The organism is Pseudomonas sp. R3-57 (assembly GCF_051132065.1).
Classification (GTDB): Bacteria; Pseudomonadota; Gammaproteobacteria; order Pseudomonadales; family Pseudomonadaceae; genus Aquipseudomonas.
In genome coordinates this window covers 3,667,179-3,684,969 of the sequence record NZ_CP071655.1, presented here as the reverse complement: position 1 = coordinate 3,684,969, position 17,791 = coordinate 3,667,179, and the positions used below count along the sequence as shown (strand labels likewise).

The following is a 17,791-nucleotide window of genomic DNA, read 5'->3' as shown; positions in this document are numbered from 1 at the left end:
AGGCGCAGGAATTGTTGATTGAAGGTTCTCATGAGCGCAGCACCACGCCGCTGTCGTCTTCCCACCACACGTAGACCTTGTCGTCCCAGGTCGGCCGCGCGCCACGGCGTTCGGCGTTGGCCATGAATGACTGGACGATCTTGCCGCCGGGCAGTTCGACGTAGAACACTGAGTGGCCGCCGAGGTAGGCGATGTCATGCACCTTGCCTTCGGACCAGTTGTAGCGGCCCTCCGGTTGGGTGCTGCTGACGAGCATTTTTTCCGGGCGAATCGCGTAGGTGATCGACTTGTCCTGCACCGACGTGCTGACGCCGTGACCGACATAAATCTTCTGCTGCAGATCCGGGCTGTGAATGATCGCGTGGCCTTCGAGGTCTTCCACCACGGTGCCATCGAAGGCGTTCACGTTGCCGATGAATTCGCAGACCATGCGGCTGACCGGCGCTTCGTAGATGTCGACCGGGCTGCCGATCTGCGCGATCCAGCCCAGGTGCATGATCGCGATGCGCTCGGCCATGGTCATGGCTTCTTCCTGATCGTGAGTCACCATCACGCAGGTCACGCCGACGCGTTCGATGATCTCGACCAGTTCCAGCTGCATCTGCGAACGCAGCTTTTTATCCAGCGCACCCATCGGTTCGTCGAGCAGCAACAGCTTCGGCCGTTTCGCCAGCGAGCGGGCGAGGGCGACGCGCTGGCGCTGGCCGCCGGACAACTGGTGCGGGCGGCGCTTGGCGTATTGGGTCATGTGCACCAGGCGCAGCATTTCTTCGACACGTGCATCGATTTCGCTGGCGGGCAAACGGTCCTGCTTGAGGCCGAAGGCGATGTTCTGCGCGACGGTCATGTGCGGGAACAGCGCGTAGGACTGGAACATCATGTTGATCGGCCGCTCGTACGGCGGCATGTCGGTGATGTCCACGCCGTCGAGCAGAATCCGCCCCTCGGTCGGGCGCTCGAAACCGGCGAGCATGCGCAACAGGGTCGATTTGCCCGAACCCGAGCCACCCAGCAGCGCGAAGATCTCGCCCTGATGGATCTCCAGGGACACATCGTCCACGGCCACGGTTTCATCGAACTTCTTGGTGACACGATCGACTTTCACCAACACCTTTTTCGGTTGCTGATGACCTTCAAGTGCCTTCCTGTAAGTGCTGGAGGCGTTTGCCATGTGAAACTCCCAACAGGTTTCGTTTGCCTGGCCAATGTGGCCGGGCTTAAGTGGATTGCAAGCCTGCAAATGCAATTCCAGTCCTTACACATCCCCTGTAGGAGTGAGCCTGCTCGCGATGAGGCCATGTCAGTCGACATCTCTATCGACTGGTCTATCGCTATCGCGAGCAGGCTCACTCCTACAGGGGAATTGCGCATGCCTGACTGACCTTGCACTGCCGAGGGCTTGTTCGGCGCCGCCGTCCTGGCTGCCTGGGTCGTACTTGTTGTTATCACGGGTGTTGCTGTACACGGCTGCCGGATGCGCGCAGGCGCTCCCGACCGCCGTGGGGGCAGTAAATCGTCTGGTATTCGTGGCTGGTGTCAGCGCTGGTTGCGTCGCGCCGCCCGTTGTCGGCAGGCCGCGCCGAACGCCTGGAAAATCTTCAGGTAGTTCGGGTTGTCCAGCACTTGCCATTCCGGGTGCCATTGCACGCCGAGGGCGAAGGTCGGGCTGTGCTCGACCGAGATCGCTTCGATCAAGCCATCCGGCGCCACGGCTTCGGCACGCAGGCCGGGAGCGAGGCGATCGATGCCCTGGCTGTGAATCGAGTTGACCTGAAACTCACCCGGCAGCCCGAGCGCTTCGAACACGCCGCCCGCAAGCACCGTCACCGCGTGGGCCGGTGCGTATTGCACGGCCACGTCGGGGCTGTCGGCTTCGCGGTGATCAAGCATGCCCGGCAGTTCATGCACCTTCTGATGCAGGCTGCCACCAAACGCCACGTTCATTTCCTGAAAGCCACGGCAAATGCCCAGCAGCGGAACGCCCGCGGCGATGGCTGCACGTAAAAGAGGAAGGGTGGTGGCGTCCCGCGCCGGATCGTGATCCGTACCGGGGGCGCTGGCCGGACCTTTATAGTGGAAGGGTTCCACGTTCGAAGGCGAGCCGGTCAGCAGCAGACCGTCGAGCTGACCGAGCAGGTCGTCGATTTCGGTCAGGCTGCCAAGGGAAGGAATGACCACCGGCAACCCTTCAGCGCCAACGCTGACAGCGCGAACATATTTGTCGCCGCTGATGTGATAGGGGTGCAGGCCAATCTGTTTGACGCACGCAGTAACGCCGATCAATGGCTTGAATGCCATTTTTATTCACCTCGAAGTCTGACACTTGAACGAGCTTTTCCGGAGCTTAGCGTCGTTGATTTTAATTAACAACTGCCATGTAAAAAATTCTAAACGCCGTTCATCCAATCCTTAACGTTTGCGCCGCTCTGGCGCCTGCCTCGGCACGTGAGTGTTAAAAAAAGCCCGAAAAATAAAGGCTGCGCGGCGCGGTGTTCGCTATTGACTTCACTTCGCCTTTCGGATTGACTGGCTGCGTGACAGGGTAGTGAACATAATAATTAACAGCTAAATAGGTGCATCATGTCGGTCCCTCTGCGTACCGTTCAACTCAACGAAGCCAACGCATTCCTTAAGAAATATCCTGAGGTTTTGTACGTCGACCTTCTGATTGCGGATATGAACGGTGTGGTGCGCGGCAAGCGCATCGAACGCACCAGTCTTCATAAGGTGTACGAAAAAGGCATCAACCTCCCGGCCTCACTCTTCGCGCTGGACATCAATGGTTCGACGGTGGAAAGCACCGGTCTGGGTCTCGATATCGGCGACGCTGACCGCATCTGCTACCCGATTCCCGGCACCCTGAGCATCGAGCCTTGGCAGAAGCGCCCGACCGCGCAACTGTTGATGACCATGCACGAAATCGAAGGGCAGCCGTTTTTCGCCGATCCGCGTGAAGTGCTGGCCAATGTCGTGCGCAAGTTCGACGACATGGGCCTGACCATTTGCGCAGCCTTCGAACTGGAGTTCTATCTGATCGACCAGGACAACGTGAACGGCCGTCCGCAGTCGCCGCGTTCGCCGGTGTCCGGCAAGCGTCCGGTGTCGACTCAGGTGTATCTGATCGACGATCTCGACGAATACGTCGATTGCCTGCAAGACATCCTCGAAGGCGCGAAAGAGCAAGGCATCCCGGCTGACGCCATCGTCAAGGAAAGCGCCCCGGCGCAGTTCGAAGTCAACCTGCATCACGTCTCCGACCCGATCAAGGCCTGCGATTACGCGGTGCTGCTCAAGCGTCTGGTGAAGAACATCGCCTACGACCACGAGATGGACACGACCTTCATGGCCAAGCCGTATCCGGGCCAGGCGGGCAACGGTCTGCATGTGCACATTTCGATTCTGGATAAAGAAGGCAACAACATCTTCGCCAGCGAGGATCCCGAGCAGAACGCCGCGCTGCGTCACGCGATCGGCGGTGTGCTCGAGACCCTGCCGGCGCAAATGGCGTTCCTCTGCCCGAACGTCAACTCGTACCGCCGCTTCGGCGCGCAGTTCTACGTCCCGAACTCGCCGAGCTGGGGCATCGACAACCGCACCGTGGCCGTGCGTGTGCCGACTGGTTCAGCCGACGCCGTGCGCATCGAGCACCGCGTCGCCGGCGCCGATGCCAACCCGTACCTGCTGATGGCTTCGGTACTGGCCGGTATTCACCACGGTTTGACCAATCAGATCGAACCGGGCGCGCCAGTCGAAGGCAACAGCTACGAACAGAACGAACAGAGCCTGCCGAACAACCTGCGCGATGCCTTGCGCGAGCTGGACGATAGCGAAGTCATGGCCCGTTACATCGATCCGATGTACATCGACGTGTTTGTCGCGTGCAAGGAAAGCGAACTGGCGGAGTTCGAGAACTCGATTTCTGATCTTGAGTACAACTGGTATCTGCATACGGTCTGAAGACCAACACCCAAACCTGTAGGAGTGAGCCTGCTCGCGATAGCGGTGGATCAGTCACCATCACTTTTGAATGTGTCGACGCTATCGCGAGCAGGCTCACTCCTACAGGGATCGGGTTATCAGATTCTGATTGACGGGTACTCACTCGTCATTCCATTCCCCTTGTCGAGCCAAAACAATGACCAAAACCCGCAACGACTGGGAACAACGCTTCCAGTCCCTGACCCTCGAAGCACGCGCCTTCATCAACGGTGAATATCGCCCGGCGATCAGCGGCGCAACCTTCGAATGCCTGAGCCCGGTCGACGGCCGTTTTCTGGCCGCGGTCGCCAGCACCGATGAAGCCGACGCCAACCTCGCCGTCGAAGCCGCACGCCAGTCTTTCAACTCCGGCGTGTGGGCGAAACAAGCCCCGGCCGAGCGCAAGCGCATCCTGATCCGCTTCGCCGATCTGATCCTGCAACACCAGGAAGAACTGGCGCTGCTGGAAACCCTCGACATGGGCAAACCGATCAGCGACTCGATGAGCATCGACATCCCGGCGGCCGCGAACGCGATCCGCTGGAGCGCCGAGGCGATCGACAAGATCTACGACGAAGTCGCCGCCACTCCGCATGACCAGCTCGGCCTGGTCACTCGCGAGCCTTCCGGGGTGGTCGCGGCCATCGTGCCGTGGAATTTCCCGCTGATCATGGCCAGCTGGAAATTCGCCCCGGCGCTGGCGGCGGGCAACTCGTTCATTCTCAAACCGTCGGAAAAATCCCCCCTGACGGCGATTCGCATCGCCCAGTTGGCGCTGGATGCCGGCATTCCCAAAGGCGTGTTCAACGTGCTGCCGGGCTTCGGCCATACCGTCGGCAAGGCGCTGGCGCTGCATATGGATGTCGACGTTCTGGCCTTCACCGGCTCCACGGCAATCGCCAAGCAACTGATGATTTATGCCGGACAAAGCAACATGAAACGCGTCTGGCTCGAAGCCGGTGGCAAGAGCCCGAACGTGGTGTTTGCCGACGCGCCGGACTTGCGCGCGGCAGCAGAAGCGGCGGCCAGCGCCATCGCCTTCAATCAGGGCGAGGTCTGCACCGCCGGTTCGCGCCTGCTGGTCGAGCGATCCATTCGCGAGCAGTTCATTCCGCTGCTGGTGGAAGCGTTGCAAGCGTGGAAACCGGGGCATGCCCTCGACCCGGCGACCACCGTCGGCGCCGTGGTCGATCAGCGTCAACTCGATAACGTGCTGCGCTACATCAGCATCGGTCGCGAGCAGGGCGCCGAGCTGATCGCCGGCGGCCAACGCACCCTCGAAGAAACCGGCGGCCTCTATGTGCAGCCGGCGATCTTCGATGGCGTGACCAACGCGATGACCATCGCCCAGGAAGAAATCTTCGGCCCGGTGCTGTCGCTGATCACCTTCGACACCGCCGAAGAAGCGTTGCAGATCGCCAACGACAGCATCTTCGGCCTCGCTGCCGGCGTCTGGACCAGCAACCTGAGCAAGGCGCACACCTTCGCCCGTGGCTTGCGTGCCGGCAGCGTCTGGGTCAACCAGTACGACGGCGGCGACATGACCGCACCGTTCGGTGGCTTCAAGCAATCGGGCAACGGTCGCGACAAATCGCTGCACGCGTTCGACAAGTACACCGAGCTGAAAGCGACCTGGATCAAGCTCTAATTCTTTTACAGCGGCGGTCGCCAGCGTCTGGCGGCCATCGGAGAAACCTATGAAACAGCAACACGTCAACAGCTACTACGCCGCCACCCGCAACGAAGTCATCGACTTCCCGACCCTCGAAGAGTCGGTCGAGTGCGACGTCTGCATCATTGGTGCCGGTTATACCGGCCTGTCGTCGGCACTGTTCCTTACAGAAGCGGGCTACAAAGTCACCGTGCTCGAAGCGGCGAAAGTCGGCTACGGCGCCAGCGGCCGCAACGGCGGGCAACTGGTCAATTCCTATAGCCGCGACGTCGATGTGATCGAAGCGCGCTACGGCGACAAGACCGCAGAAATACTCGGCAGCATGATCTTCGAAGGCGCCGACATCATCCGTTCGCGCATCAAGGATTACGACATCCAGTGCGACTACCGCCCGGGCGGTATTTTCGCGGCGCTGAACAAGAAACAACTCAATGGCCTGGCCGAGCAAAAGCGCAGTTGGGAGCGTTACGGCAACCGTAATCTGAAGATGCTCGACACGGCTGACATTCGTCGCGAAGTCGGCTCCGACGCCTATGTCGGCGGGCTGCTGGACATGCAGGGCGGACATATTCATCCGCTGAACCTGGCGCTCGGTGAAGCGGCGGCGATCGTGCGTTTGGGCGGCAAGATCTACGAGCAGTCGGCTGCGGTGGAAATCACCTATGGCGAGCCGAACATCGTGCGCACCGCCAAAGGCCAGGTCCGCGCCAAGTACCTGCTGATCGCCGGCAACGCCTATCTGCCGCAAGGCCTCGACAACCGCGTAACCGCGAAAAGCATGCCGTGCGGCTCGCAGATCGTCGTTACCGAACCGTTGACCGAGCAGCAGGCGCGCAGCCTGATCACCAACAACTACTGCGTCGAAGACTGCAATTACCTGCTCGACTACTATCGCCTGACCGCCGACAACCGTCTGCTTTACGGTGGCGGTGTGGTCTACGGCGCGCGGGAACCGGACGACATCGAACAACTGATCCGCCCGAAGATCCTCAAAACCTTCCCGCAGCTCAAGGACGTGAAAATCGATTACCGCTGGACCGGAAATTTCCTGCTGACCATGTCGCGCATGCCGCAATTCGGCCGCATCGAGAAAAACGCCTACTACATGCAAGGCTACAGCGGCCACGGCGTCACCTGCTCGCACCTGGCCGGCAAACTGATCTCGGAAATGATCCGCGGCGACGCCGAACGCTTCGACGCCTTCGCCTCGCTGCCGCACATGCCAATGCTCGGCGGCCGCACCTTCTCCGCACCGCTGACCGCCCTGGGCGCCGTCTACTACTCACTGCGCGACCGCTTCGGCGTCTGATTGCCTCCCCGGCGGCGGCCCAAAACCCCGCCGGTTTTTCCCCTACGCTAAAGCCCTGATGTCCCCCTGTGGGAGCTGGCTTGCCAGCGATAGCGGTGTTTCAGCAAAAGGGATGTTGAATATGCCATCCAATCGCTGGCAAGCCAGCTCCCACAGGACTTCTGTTTACCGGGAATAATCACCAGCAGGCTCATTTCAGCCACCATCCATCGAACCTGCTGAGCAACACCGGCAAACGTGATTTAATAGCCGCCTTTCACGGTTCCGGGACACGGGAGCAACGTGATCCGCGCGACCTGCGCGTCACCGCCACCCACCCCCATCGTCCTTGTCGTTCTCACATAAGGCTGTCATGGATACGGGTTCTCGACTCAAACTAGTACGCGAAAGCTACAAACTCTCCCAGCGCGAGCTCGCCCGGCGTAGCGGCGTGACCAATGCCACCATCTCGCTGATCGAACAGAATCGTGTCAGTCCTTCCGTCAGCTCACTGAAAAAGCTGCTCGAAGGCATACCGATGTCCCTGGCCGACTTCTTCACCTTCGACCAGCCGCCGCGCGAACACCAATATGTCTTCCGCGCCAACGAACAACCCGACCTCGGCCGCCACGGCCTGCGCCTGCTGCTGATCGGCGCCTCCGTCCCCAGCCGCCAGATGCGCCTGCTGCGCGAACAATACGCCCCGGGCGCCAGCTCCGGCGACGAGCCGATCGTGCATGCCGAAGGCGAGGAGTGCGGGCTCGTTACCCGTGGCACCGTGGAGTTAACGGTGGACGGGCAGGTGAGTGTGTTGAGTGCGGGGGACGGGTATTACTTTCCGACCACGTTGCCGCACAAGTTTCGCAATATTGGGGCGGATGAGGCTGAGATCATTAGTGCGAATACGCCGGCGAATTTCTAATAAACCCACTTGATCAGGTTGGGTTTGCGCACCTGGCTTGCTGTTCTTGGAATCCCCCCGACATCGTAGTAGGTGTCGGGTTTCGAACATCAGACCTGTGCTCGCTAAGTTTCGAAAAGTAATGTTACTTACTTTAGTCGCCGGACTGGCAGTTGATCCATTTTATATGTGCACTCGTTCCGTCTAGCCCAGGGTAAACAGTTCCACGATGGATTCCGTAGCGGTAAAGTTGCTGTTTTAGTTTTGCTCTTAAAGAGTTTGGCACTACAATTTTATAAATTTTCTCAGACGTGAAGCCTTGGGTAATATTTTGATGTGTCGTAAATAGTCCACTTTGAGCGATGATTCTTGGTGTTAAATGTGCTGGTATGTAACGAAGAACTGGCTTGTCACTAGGGAAGCGCAATGGGTCCTCATACTCCGGTAATCCTGTTTCTACTGGAGAATCACAGTCTGCATAAACATACACAGCAGAGTCAGTCTTGCAGTCTTCTTCTACTGCGAAGTAGAGCGCTATGAGTGGGTTGACTGTCCAGTCAAGCAAGCGTGTTGGTAGACCATGATGTTGGGCCAGGGCCAGCCATTCCCAGTCGTTTCTCGGTGTGAAACTTAAGTGGGGTAAGGCTTGTTCTCTAAATTGCTTGAAGATTGTTTCTTCAGTTTCTTCTATTTTTGTGCTATCAATTGGCAAGCGGCCTATTGACGGGATTAGCTCGAATTTCGAGTCCTTCACTCCACGAAACACGACTTCTTTTGCGTTGTATTTTTCAACTAGATTGTGGAAGTCCACAAAGCTATGTATTGTCTCTTTGCGGTATTCGTCAATATATAGCGAGATGTTAAGATTAAAATTGTTTTTCTTGATGCGGTCAATTGACACGTTTTCAGAGTAGAGCTCTACGTTTGTGCGATGGGTTAAGCTAGTTAATATTCTGTCTAGGTCCTGATCTCGGATGTAGTTGTACCACTTTTCTTTGCCATGCTCGTTGCTTGCATCAATAAAGAATATGTTGTTTTTGTCTTTGCGTTGTTTTCGGAAAACTAAAATGCATGTTGGTATGGCAGTGCCGTAAAATAGACTGGGGGGCAGCCCAATCACGGCGTCTAGGCAGTTCAAGTTGTGTATCAAGTGTCTACGAATTTTCTGATCTGTATTTCCGCGGAATAATGCCCCCATAGGCAATGTAACGACCATCGTACCGTCATTGTCTAATCTGCTTAACATATGTTGAACGAACGCAAAATCAGCCCTCGAACGAGATGGCTCAGGTCCATAAACTTGTAGCTCAGTTCGGTCGTGTGCGGCAGTTGGGTCCCATTTGACTCCAAAAGGTGGAACAGACAAAACAACGTCGAATTCCTTGCTCGAGTGCTGTGGCTCGCTGAGTGTGTTTCCAAGTTTAAGATTTACTTGATTCGTGTTTTTACCATGCATAATCACGTTGATGCGCGCAACCCGCAAGATGTCAGTACTTATATCTTGGCCGGCGAGCTCTCGGATAACTAACGTTTGATTCGCAATCGCAAGAAGTAATCCAGCAGAACCGCACGCAGGATCATAGGCACTGATTATTCCGTCTTTATCTTGTGTTGAAATCTTAGCTAGTAACGTCGCGACTGAAGGCGGGGTGAGATAATTTGCTCGTCCTCGGCCCTCATTTCTAGCTATCAGCTCTAATAAAGCCGTGAAAATCATTCCCATTTGTTCGTCGGGTATAGTGTATGTGCCGAGGTTGTATGGGTTAAATATAAAAAATATTTCGCGTAACGTCCTGTCTTGAAGATCGCGTCCGGAATATCCAAATCTTAGCAATCCGGCAAGATTTTCATTGTTGCTCTCGATTTCGCCAAAGGCTTTGTCAAGTTTGTCTTTTAAATAGTATTCGGTTTCAATTATGTTATGCCAAAGACAATTCTTAGGTATGATGAATCGGTGTGTATTTTTATCTTGTAAGTGATTGACGTGGGCTTCATCATTGTGTACGTCACAAAGTCTTTTATATAAAAGAATTGGAAGTAATATTTGTTTGTAGTCAGAGGTGTGGCCGAAGGTGTAGAGCAGATTTATTGCTTTTTGTAATGCATGTGTTAGTAGTTCTATTTGGATATCAACGAAGTCGACGCTGCTGGTCTCTATGTCAATAGCTATTTTAAGGTTTTCTTGGTTGTGCGTATTCATTTTTAAAGAATTAGTTATGTTAGTTTATGGTTTTTGTCGCGGCTGTCTTCAGTGATACTAAAGAGGGGGTGAGGTGGCTACAAAGGTGTTGGATCAATTTCCGGAAGGTGACAGATCTATTTTGTAAGTGATCTGTCACCATTGTGGTTTATTTCTTTTTAGGTTTACCTGCATCACTTCGCTTGTCGCGAACTTGACCATCATTGTTTCTAGAGCGAGGCTGCTCACCACCGCCTGGCTTCGGTACAGTCACGTTTGGGTTAAAAGGCCTTCTATCTGTCATTTTTTCTTCCTTACATTAATTTAAGGGGTACATGAAAAAACACAGCCTTGATTCACAAAATACTCGGTAATTTGCGTTTTACCGAACTGCTGATGCCCAATGGCTGATCCGAACGCTATCAAAACGCTATCGCGATTTCCATCCCTTATTGTGTAAAGATGGCTATCGAAAAAATGTGGTACCGGAATCACCTCCAAATCCTGCTCCTGCTCCTGCTCCTGCTCCTGCTCTTATTACGATGCCGCCTCAAAACCTCGCTGCTCAATCACCCGAAACACATCACTCACATCCTGCACCATGATCCTAGCGATGTTGGTGACGGTATTGATGTCGTGCTCGGCGTGATCGGAGAGACGCGTGCAGGCGATGAGATCGAGATATTTGAGGACGGCGTTGAGGCGTTCGGCTGCGCAGGCATGGAGATCGAGTAGTGGTGCGTTGGTGTCGATTATGAGGACGGGGTGGTCGGTGGCGGGGTGGGACATGTGGGCGTAATGGTGGAGCGGTATTTTGATCGTCATAGGTTGCACTCTTCAATTGGTCTGTAAGTGCCACCTTTCTGCTGCGAAACAAACGGGTGGCAGCTGTATGCGGGTTCGCAGACCGGAGAAGAGTCAAACCGGCAGACCCGAAGGTCTCCCACACACAGCCACCATAAAATGAGGCGGTGGCGGATTTTGCCACAGTTGCCATTTAGCGGTGTGTGTCACTTCTGAGGGCTGCGAAACCCATCGCTAACTGCGGTCAGCGACAGACTCACTCTAGGCAGCAATTTCGGCAGCCACAACCGATCTGTATGACGTGAAACGCATACGTGTGGCGGGGCAGCTTACTCCCGCTCAGCGGCGCATTCGTCTTAATCCGGGGCGTGCGGTATGTCTGGAAGAAACGGATCATCCGGTTTTGGCGCAGATTCGCAGCCCAACGGTTGCAAGCTCTCTCGCCACATGGCGTGTTTTCCTACGAAGTTTTTAGACGTCGAATTGCGCGAGACTTTTGGGCGATAACCACTCGTCCGGCGCATCGCACGTTCGCCGCGCACCGTCTTCCAATGCTGTAACTCCCACGCAACGGAAGAGCCACCATGCAGAACCATAAAATTGCGGTGATTGCCCTCGCGGCGTTGCTGTTCGGCAGTTCGCCGTACGCGCTCGCGGCTGGTGAAACGTCGAACCCAACGGCGAGCGATGGCACCAGCCAGACGCGTGAACCGGCATCTCCAGCCACAAACGCCGACCCGGATGCCGATTCGCTACCCCAAGGTGGTGATGGTGGCAAGACCGACAATGGGCCGGTGCCCTCTGCCTCCAAACCCAGCCCTGCGGGTCAACCATCCGGTAACAGCAGCGGGGGTAGCGGCGGCGGTTGATGGGTGCCCTGCATTAGAATGCCCTGTCTTTTGAGCTGTGCTTTAAGACATTGTTTTGATGACCCGATATTTCTTGCGAGGTGTCGGGTTTATTTTTGCCATTCGTCAGCCGCACCGCATTTTCGCCGCGCACCTGCTTCCAATGCGTAACTCACCCCGCAAAGGAAACAGCCAACATGCGCCCAGTCAACTTCGCAGCCCTGACCCTCGCCACCCTGTTATCCGCCACCTCCCTCTACGCAACCGCCGCCAACGAAACCCCTGCGCCGACCGCCAACGACGGCAACAGCCAGACCAACCCGAGCGCGCCGGAAGACATTCATTCCAACGGCGCCACGGTGCCGAAAGGTACGCAGGGCAACACCACCAACAATGATGGCTCGACCCCTTCGGGCGGTAAGCCCAGTGGTTCGAAACAATCCAACGACAGCGGCACCAGCAGCGGTGCCGGCGAAGGTTGAGCGTGTTTCGAATGCAGCAAGCCCGGCATTTAGCCGGGCTTTTTTATGCGCTAATCCTGAGTGACTGAAGGCTATTTGGCCTTCCAGCTGCCGCCGCTGTTTTCACAGTCGATCTTCGCCTGCTCCAGATGCTCACCACCGTAGTAATACGTAGTCACTTGCGCGTTGTCCGGCAGATTCAGCGGTTGGGCGCTTTTGTCTTTGCTGGTGGAGTGCGGGTTGGCCAGGGATTCCTGGGTGAGGCGGGCGGTGCAGGTGGCCTGGTAGTGGTCCTCGCAGCGTTGGACTTTTTTCTTCGTGGCGTTGAGGGTGTCTTTGCTTTCGTTGCTGCATGACCAGTTGATCGAATCCACCGGCACGCCTTCGTATTCATAGCAGCTGTGGGTTTCTACGGCGGGCACCGCGGCGCTGGAGGAGCGGGTCTGCACATCGCAGCCCTCGGCCATGACGCAGGTGGGGATGATGACGAATGTGGCGATCAGCAACAGCAGTCGGGTTTTCATCGGCAGTTCCTCTCCAATGGCGCCGCGTCTGATCGGTGATTGGGCGCTTGTCTGCTTTCGAGGTGGCGAAGACGTGCAGGGTTCCATCGGCTTCGCGACGGGTGATCTTCGCGTACACTGCGCAACAATCAGAAACATTCAGTGCCCAAGGATTGGACCGTCGCCATGATCGAAATTGGCCGCCGCAACATCGCCCCCGCTTCGCAGGATCCGTTTCACGATATTTATCTTTTCCATATCGACCCCGCAAAACCCGATACGCCGTTCTGCTTCGAGCAGTCGATGGGCGGCGGGCACATGGAGCATGGCGGCGCACGGTTTCTTGCGCTGGATGAACTCGACGCGTGGTCCGGCGACTGGCGCGACCACTTGAGCAAAGCCGATTGCGCCTGGGTCGCCGAGTTGATCGATGCCAACCCGCACGCCGATCAAGCGACGCTGGTGGCGTTGATTCTTCAGCGTCACGCAGCGTCCGCGCAGCCGGTCGGGCGCTGGAAAGCCCTCGGCAGCTGGCTCAAACGCAATATCCACTTCGGCGGCCGTTACGGCATCTGACCTTCGGAGATTCTCATGACGCAAACCCTCGAACGGGCTATCGCTATCGCCGCCACCGCTCACGCCGGGCAAGTCGACAAGGGCGGCGCGCCGTACATTCTGCATCCGTTGAAAGTCATGTTGCGCATGACCACGCTGGAAGAACGCATCGTCGCTGTGCTGCACGATGTGGTCGAAGACTGCGGCGTCAGCCTGGATGATTTGCGCGGGGAAGGCTTTAGCGACGACGTATTAAGCGCTATCAAATCCGTGACCAAAGTGCCCGGCGAATCCTATGAGGATTTCGTCGACCGCGCCGCGCATAACCCGATCGGCCGAGCGGTGAAACTGGCGGATCTGGAGGAGAACAGCGATCTCTCGCGGATCGCCTCACCGGGTTGGGAGGATCTGGAACGGGTCGAGAAGTATCGGCGGGCGATTGCGCGGTTGCGCATGTGAAAACGATTACATCCCCTGTGGGAGCGAGCCTGCTCGCGAAGGCGCCAGACCGGTTATGCATCGGTGACTGGCACAGCGCTTTCGCGAGCAGGCTCGCTCCCACAATGGATTGGTGGTGTGTCAGTTGAATAGCCAGGAAGGCGACTATGAAATCCATTATTTGCTTGTTGCTTGCTGCCGGTTTCGGCGTGTTGTTGCAGTTCGAAGGCGTCCCCCATGGCTTGCTGCTGGGTTCGATTATCGTCACCGCAGTGTTCGCCAGTAAAACCGGCATCGCGCCGGCAACCCCCTATGGACTGGGCTACATCCAGGTCACGCTGGGGATTGCCACCGGCCTGATGTTCGAGGCGTGGGACAGCGCGACGTTGTCGGCGTTGTTGCCCAGCCTCGGTGTATTGCTGATCTGCCTGACCGTGCAGATCGCACTGGCCGGCTGGTGGCTGACGCGCGGCGCCGGCTGGAATCGCACCGATGCGCTGCTGGCGGTTTATCCCGGTGCACTCGCGGCGGTGTTCGATCTGCTCGAGTCGGAAAAGGCGTCGAGCAAGGTCATCATCGTGCACCTGATGCGCTTGCTGTTGATCACCGTGCTGGTGAGTTTGTTGATCCCGGGCCAGGCTGCCGTGGCGGTTGCCGATGGCGATCCGTTGACGACAGGCATGGCGCTGACCGCGTGTGCTGTCATCGCGCTGAGCGTACTGCTCGGCCGCCTGCTGCTGATGATCGGTGTACCGGCGCCGTTCATGCTCACCGCGATCATCATCACCGCCGTGTTCGTGAAATCAGGATGGCTGCACGGTTTTCACATGCCGGACTGGAGCCTGAACCTGGCCGCGCTGATTCTCGGCGTACGCATCGGCTCACGGTTCCAGGGCCTCGGCTTCACCGAACTGGCCCGGCACGGGCGCACAGCGCTGGTCTCGGTTGGCTTGATGATCGTGGTCGCGGCGGTGTTCGCCGAAGTCGCGGCGCGGTGGCTGGACAACGATCCGCTGTCGTTATGGCTCGCCTACATGCCGGGTGCGATTGAGACGATCGCGATTGTCGCGTTTGGTGGTGGGCTGAATGTGGTGTTTATCCTGACGCATCATTTGAGCCGGATGGTGTTGCTGCATTTCGCGCCGGCGTTGTGGGTGCAGGTGCGGCGAAATCGCGCAGGTGCCTGAAGATTCAGGCACCAAAATGCAGTTAATCGTCGGTGTACATCAGCTCTAATCTATCGATCCACTCTTTAGATGCGCTAAATTTTTGGTAATAAGCCTGCTTTTCGCTGTTATCCAAATTGGTGAAGAAAGGATAAAAATAATTGTCGTCATAGTATCCTTGAGCACCTTCCATATTTCCACCCCACCACGAAGGCTCATAGTCGGGAAATGCGACCCAAGGAGGCGGCAACGGGAGCCTTTCACTATTCAAACGTAACAGAAGATCAGTGCTGTTTGTCACTATTCTGATAGTCGTCGAATGGAACTCTCGCGTGGATATAGAGAGGATCGCTTCGGAATTCGTGGTGGTGTTCGTATATTGGTGAACAGGTAATCCGTTAAAAGATCGTTTGGTTGCCAGCCTGAAATTAGACTCTATGAGCCCCTCGAAGTGACTAATGTCATCAGTGGCAATAAGGAAGCTAGAATAAACAGCCTCAATGCCTATGTTTTTCAACGACGAGGTGGGGGGGTATTTCATAAATTCGACAATCTGTAGCGGACGAGAGAATAGCTTCTTCAGTTCTGGTAAGGTATACCCAATTATCTGCTCATCTGGTTCGGACTTGACGGAGCGAAATATTCGACGGAAAAAATTCATGGATTTTTTATTCCTGTAAATATTCAGTTAGCCAAGTAGCTCCTAGATACCCAGCAGTACCAAATACTATCCCACCAATAGCGCTACTAACTATCGCGCCAGGTCCTGTTTCTATGCCCACTGCTGCGCCAGCTACCACGCCAATTCGTGCTCCTGCAAGAGCGGCGCCCCAGCCACCAGCTTGATTTACGACTTCGACGGAAATTGGTTTAATGCTATTTTGTTTGAATGATTCTTCTGTGGCGATTTTTAGGTCATAGGCTGTGAATCCGATAGCGAATACGCGTACTACTTTTGCACCTTTGATAAATGCTCTTGTTGCTTTCTCTGATCCTGGGGTGAAAATGGCGCTTGCGGGAACTTTCTCTGATTGAATCAATACTTCTTTGTCGATGTTTTTGACCCAGTCTGCAATTTCGTCAATCTTTGCTACATTTTTTGGTGCGTTTTTCTTGTAGTCTTCAAGTGCTTTCAGTATTTCATCTGTGCTAACCAACTTAGCGCCCGCGGCTTTTGCTTTTTCAATGTCTATATATACCGTCTTTCCGTCGAACCTTGGCGATCCGTTTGGAAACTCTGAGCTGGTGGATAAATAACTCGAGGGGTACTTTCGACTGCTGTAAACATGTTGTGCCACTGTTGCAGTGGAGCCGGGTGCTACCGGTTTCATTCCATATTTTTCTGGCCAAACTTCATTTTTTATCTGGAATTCAGGAAGGTTTTTAGCAACTAGGTGTGGGTTGTCGGGAGAAGAGTAAATTTTTCTGACAAGAAAGCCGTCTTTACCTATTTCATCAACTACTACAAACAAGTGGATGTTGGCTGGCATAAGGTAGCCGGGGACATTGCTCACCGAGCCTGCTTGTTTGTTAGTCGGAACCTGGCAAGAAAAGTCCGTCATGCATCACCCCACTTTTCCAGCGCGGCAACGCCCGTCGTTATTTCCAGTGTTTCTTGTTTACTTGTTGCGATTCGCGGCGTGTGGCCCGCTTCATCGGAAAAGCCAGTATATACGCGGCCGGCCTCATCCTTGATGTGAAAAGGCACATTAGCTAAAGGCTGACCATCACTGCCGACGATTCTGAATTTTTCGTCAAATACCATCGTCCAGAGTGGCATGGCGGAAGGCGGAACGAACTCTGCGGGAGTGTGCGAATTACCAATGATTACAGTCGTAGATCCGCTGACAACCTTGTTGCCATGAGCACCCACGCTGCCAACGGTAGCAGCGGGCATACCGTTGATGAGAACCGTCGAAGCAACGTCTCCTCTGATGGGGCTGCCGCATGCGCTCTTGTCGTTTTGACGGGCGGCAGCCAGACCGTCGAAAAATACATCTGCAGAGCCAGCAGCAATGGGGTTAACACCGTGTCCCGGAAGTGGACAAGAGGTAGGATCGGTCACTCGGGCAGCAGGTTTTCCAGACATTGCGAACTTCCTTGTAAAAACGAATGGTTCAGAAATGTTACACAACTCGACCAAGGTGGGCCATGGTTCTGTCTATGCGGCTAAAAAAAGCACCTGAATTGAATGCGAGTCATTCGAGGCGAGAGGAACCTACAAAATATGCGTAGCGAACCCTGTGATTCCGCGCGCAATTTCATCTTTCAAGGTTAACGCCGGAATCTCATACTCCCCCCCATTCTGCTGCCGAAACCCGATCGGCCGGGCACTCCACAACTCATCCAGCCGCCGCCCCAGTTCATCGGTCGTCTCAGCATACCGCGCAGCATCCATCCGACTAGTCCGATACACCACAAACGGTGGCACCACTTCAAAGCCGGGGTAGTACAAGATCCCGTGCTGGATCGGAAACAGCAGATCATCCATCGGCCCGTTGATCCCGCGCGCGGCGTAGTGGGATTCCCAGCCGCCGGTGGTGACCATCAGCATCGCGCGTTTGCCTTTCATTTTGCCTTCGCCGTAACGCTCGCCCCAGCGGCTGTCGGAATGTTCGCCGACGCCGTAGGCAAAGCCGTAGGCGTAGACACGGTCGACCCAGCCTTTGAGGATTGCCGGCATGCTGAACCACCACAGCGGGAACTGCAGGATCAGTGCGTCAGCCCATTGCAGTTTTTCTTGTTCGCGGGCGATGTCGGCGGACTGGGTGCCGTCGGCGTAGGCGCGTTTTGAGTCGAGCGAGGCGTGGAACGGTTGCGACGGGTCGCGCTGCGGTGCGTCGTCGGCGTCGAGGGTGGTTTTCCAGTTCATCGCGTAGAGGTCGGAGACTTGTACGCTGTGGCCGGCGGCTTGCAGGCGCTGAACGGTGAAGTCCTTGAGCGAGCCGTTGAGAGACGTCGATTCGGGGTGGGCGTAAACCAGTAAAACATTCATGGT

The 17,791-nt window shown here is 56.0% G+C and carries 18 protein-coding genes; 9 read left to right on the top strand and 9 right to left on the bottom strand.

From position 1 onward, the window contains the following. Positions 1–28 precede the first annotated feature (28 nt). Both J3P93_RS16440 and J3P93_RS16435 read right to left on the bottom strand, forming a co-directional pair. Entirely contained in the window at positions 29–1,171 is a 1,143-nt protein-coding gene (locus tag J3P93_RS16440; protein WP_090282859.1) for an ABC transporter ATP-binding protein, read from the bottom strand. Positions 1,172–1,536: 365 nt separating this feature from the next. Then, entirely contained in the window at positions 1,537–2,298 is a 762-nt protein-coding gene (locus J3P93_RS16435) for a gamma-glutamyl-gamma-aminobutyrate hydrolase family protein (protein ID WP_434589637.1), read from the bottom strand. A gap of 282 nt (positions 2,299–2,580) precedes the next feature. Here J3P93_RS16435 and J3P93_RS16430 point away from each other — a divergent pair, with 282 nt between their 5' ends. From J3P93_RS16430 to J3P93_RS16415, 4 genes are all read left to right on the top strand, one after another. Next, positions 2,581–3,957, top strand: coding sequence for a glutamine synthetase family protein (locus J3P93_RS16430; protein WP_039763287.1), 1,377 nt, complete (start codon positions 2,581–2,583; stop codon positions 3,955–3,957). A gap of 178 nt (positions 3,958–4,135) precedes the next feature. Further along, positions 4,136–5,626 (top strand): aldehyde dehydrogenase, encoded by a 1,491-nt coding sequence (locus J3P93_RS16425; RefSeq protein ID WP_434589634.1) that lies wholly within the window; start codon positions 4,136–4,138, stop codon positions 5,624–5,626. Between the two features lie 49 nt (positions 5,627–5,675). Next, positions 5,676–6,959: an NAD(P)/FAD-dependent oxidoreductase gene (locus J3P93_RS16420; RefSeq protein ID WP_434589631.1), complete on the top strand. Its 1,284-nt coding sequence runs from the start codon at positions 5,676–5,678 to the stop codon at positions 6,957–6,959. Positions 6,960–7,311: 352 nt separating this feature from the next. Then, a complete protein-coding gene (locus J3P93_RS16415) occupies positions 7,312–7,860 on the top strand; it encodes a cupin domain-containing protein (protein WP_093102357.1) in 549 nt (182 codons plus the stop codon). A 133-nt stretch (positions 7,861–7,993) separates the two neighbouring features. Here the strand turns inward: J3P93_RS16415 and J3P93_RS16410 are convergent, their stop codons facing one another. After that, positions 7,994–10,039: an N-6 DNA methylase gene (locus J3P93_RS16410; protein WP_434589627.1), complete on the bottom strand. Its 2,046-nt coding sequence runs from the start codon at positions 10,037–10,039 to the stop codon at positions 7,994–7,996. Positions 10,040–10,555: 516 nt separating this feature from the next. Next, complete coding sequence (locus J3P93_RS16405; protein ID WP_434589624.1) at positions 10,556–10,843, bottom strand: fructose-bisphosphate aldolase; 288 nt, start codon at positions 10,841–10,843, stop codon at positions 10,556–10,558. 563 nt (positions 10,844–11,406) lie between these two features. On the opposite strand from J3P93_RS16405, the gene J3P93_RS16400 reads away from it, so the two are divergent. Together J3P93_RS16400 and J3P93_RS16395 are read left to right on the top strand one after the other, a co-directional pair. Beyond that, a complete protein-coding gene (locus J3P93_RS16400) occupies positions 11,407–11,691 on the top strand; it encodes a hypothetical protein (RefSeq protein ID WP_434589621.1) in 285 nt (94 codons plus the stop codon). Between the two features lie 176 nt (positions 11,692–11,867). Further along, positions 11,868–12,152: a hypothetical protein gene (locus tag J3P93_RS16395; protein ID WP_090282864.1), complete on the top strand. Its 285-nt coding sequence runs from the start codon at positions 11,868–11,870 to the stop codon at positions 12,150–12,152. A gap of 71 nt (positions 12,153–12,223) precedes the next feature. Here J3P93_RS16395 and J3P93_RS16390 read toward each other — a convergent pair whose 3' ends face one another. Further along, entirely contained in the window at positions 12,224–12,655 is a 432-nt protein-coding gene (locus tag J3P93_RS16390; RefSeq protein WP_434589618.1) for a hypothetical protein, read from the bottom strand. Between the two features lie 165 nt (positions 12,656–12,820). Between J3P93_RS16390 and J3P93_RS16385 the strand changes: the two genes are divergently transcribed. From J3P93_RS16385 to J3P93_RS16375, 3 genes are all read left to right on the top strand, one after another. Further along, on the top strand, positions 12,821–13,210 hold the full coding sequence (locus J3P93_RS16385; RefSeq protein ID WP_434589616.1) for a hypothetical protein: 390 nt from the start codon (positions 12,821–12,823) through the stop codon (positions 13,208–13,210). A 15-nt stretch (positions 13,211–13,225) separates the two neighbouring features. After that, positions 13,226–13,648 carry an HD domain-containing protein gene (locus tag J3P93_RS16380; protein WP_434589613.1) on the top strand — a complete coding sequence of 141 codons (423 nt, stop codon included), beginning with the start codon at positions 13,226–13,228 and terminating at the stop codon, positions 13,646–13,648. 146 nt (positions 13,649–13,794) lie between these two features. Continuing rightward, positions 13,795–14,814 carry an AbrB family transcriptional regulator gene (locus J3P93_RS16375; protein WP_434589610.1) on the top strand — a complete coding sequence of 340 codons (1,020 nt, stop codon included), beginning with the start codon at positions 13,795–13,797 and terminating at the stop codon, positions 14,812–14,814. A 22-nt stretch (positions 14,815–14,836) separates the two neighbouring features. Here J3P93_RS16375 and J3P93_RS16370 read toward each other — a convergent pair whose 3' ends face one another. From J3P93_RS16370 to J3P93_RS16355, 4 genes are all read right to left on the bottom strand, one after another. After that, complete coding sequence (locus J3P93_RS16370; protein WP_434589608.1) at positions 14,837–15,454, bottom strand: hypothetical protein; 618 nt, start codon at positions 15,452–15,454, stop codon at positions 14,837–14,839. A 7-nt stretch (positions 15,455–15,461) separates the two neighbouring features. Further along, entirely contained in the window at positions 15,462–16,283 is an 822-nt protein-coding gene (locus J3P93_RS16365) for a glycine zipper family protein (RefSeq protein WP_434589605.1), read from the bottom strand. Positions 16,284–16,351: 68 nt separating this feature from the next. Then, a complete protein-coding gene (locus J3P93_RS16360; RefSeq protein ID WP_434589602.1) occupies positions 16,352–16,882 on the bottom strand; it encodes a PAAR domain-containing protein in 531 nt (176 codons plus the stop codon). 129 nt (positions 16,883–17,011) lie between these two features. Then, positions 17,012–17,788, bottom strand: coding sequence for an NAD(P)H-dependent oxidoreductase (locus J3P93_RS16355; protein WP_434589600.1), 777 nt, complete (start codon positions 17,786–17,788; stop codon positions 17,012–17,014). Positions 17,789–17,791: the final 3 nt, after the last annotated feature.

Bases quoted from the DNA above. Each gene is read 5' to 3' on its own strand.
- J3P93_RS16385 (WP_434589616.1), top strand. From the start codon at position 12,821: ATGATCGAAATTGGCCGCCGCAACATCGCCCCCGCTTCGCAGGATCCG.
- J3P93_RS16415 (WP_093102357.1), top strand. From the start codon at position 7,312: ATGGATACGGGTTCTCGACTCAAACTAGTACGCGAAAGCTACAAACTC.
- J3P93_RS16380 (WP_434589613.1), top strand. From the start codon at position 13,226: ATGACGCAAACCCTCGAACGGGCTATCGCTATCGCCGCCACCGCTCAC.
- J3P93_RS16370 (WP_434589608.1), bottom strand. From the start codon at position 15,454: ATGAATTTTTTCCGTCGAATATTTCGCTCCGTCAAGTCCGAACCAGAT.
- J3P93_RS16435 (WP_434589637.1), bottom strand. From the start codon at position 2,298: ATGGCATTCAAGCCATTGATCGGCGTTACTGCGTGCGTCAAACAGATT.
- J3P93_RS16405 (WP_434589624.1), bottom strand. From the start codon at position 10,843: ATGACGATCAAAATACCGCTCCACCATTACGCCCACATGTCCCACCCC.
- J3P93_RS16395 (WP_090282864.1), top strand. From the start codon at position 11,868: ATGCGCCCAGTCAACTTCGCAGCCCTGACCCTCGCCACCCTGTTATCC.
- J3P93_RS16420 (WP_434589631.1), top strand. From the start codon at position 5,676: ATGAAACAGCAACACGTCAACAGCTACTACGCCGCCACCCGCAACGAA.
- J3P93_RS16365 (WP_434589605.1), bottom strand. From the start codon at position 16,283: ATGCCAGCCAACATCCACTTGTTTGTAGTAGTTGATGAAATAGGTAAA.
- J3P93_RS16375 (WP_434589610.1), top strand. From the start codon at position 13,795: ATGAAATCCATTATTTGCTTGTTGCTTGCTGCCGGTTTCGGCGTGTTG.
- J3P93_RS16430 (WP_039763287.1), top strand. From the start codon at position 2,581: ATGTCGGTCCCTCTGCGTACCGTTCAACTCAACGAAGCCAACGCATTC.
- J3P93_RS16425 (WP_434589634.1), top strand. From the start codon at position 4,136: ATGACCAAAACCCGCAACGACTGGGAACAACGCTTCCAGTCCCTGACC.
- J3P93_RS16400 (WP_434589621.1), top strand. From the start codon at position 11,407: ATGCAGAACCATAAAATTGCGGTGATTGCCCTCGCGGCGTTGCTGTTC.
- J3P93_RS16440 (WP_090282859.1), bottom strand. From the start codon at position 1,171: ATGGCAAACGCCTCCAGCACTTACAGGAAGGCACTTGAAGGTCATCAG.
- J3P93_RS16355 (WP_434589600.1), bottom strand. From the start codon at position 17,788: ATGAATGTTTTACTGGTTTACGCCCACCCCGAATCGACGTCTCTCAAC.
- J3P93_RS16390 (WP_434589618.1), bottom strand. From the start codon at position 12,655: ATGAAAACCCGACTGCTGTTGCTGATCGCCACATTCGTCATCATCCCC.
- J3P93_RS16360 (WP_434589602.1), bottom strand. From the start codon at position 16,882: ATGTCTGGAAAACCTGCTGCCCGAGTGACCGATCCTACCTCTTGTCCA.
- J3P93_RS16410 (WP_434589627.1), bottom strand. From the start codon at position 10,039: ATGAATACGCACAACCAAGAAAACCTTAAAATAGCTATTGACATAGAG.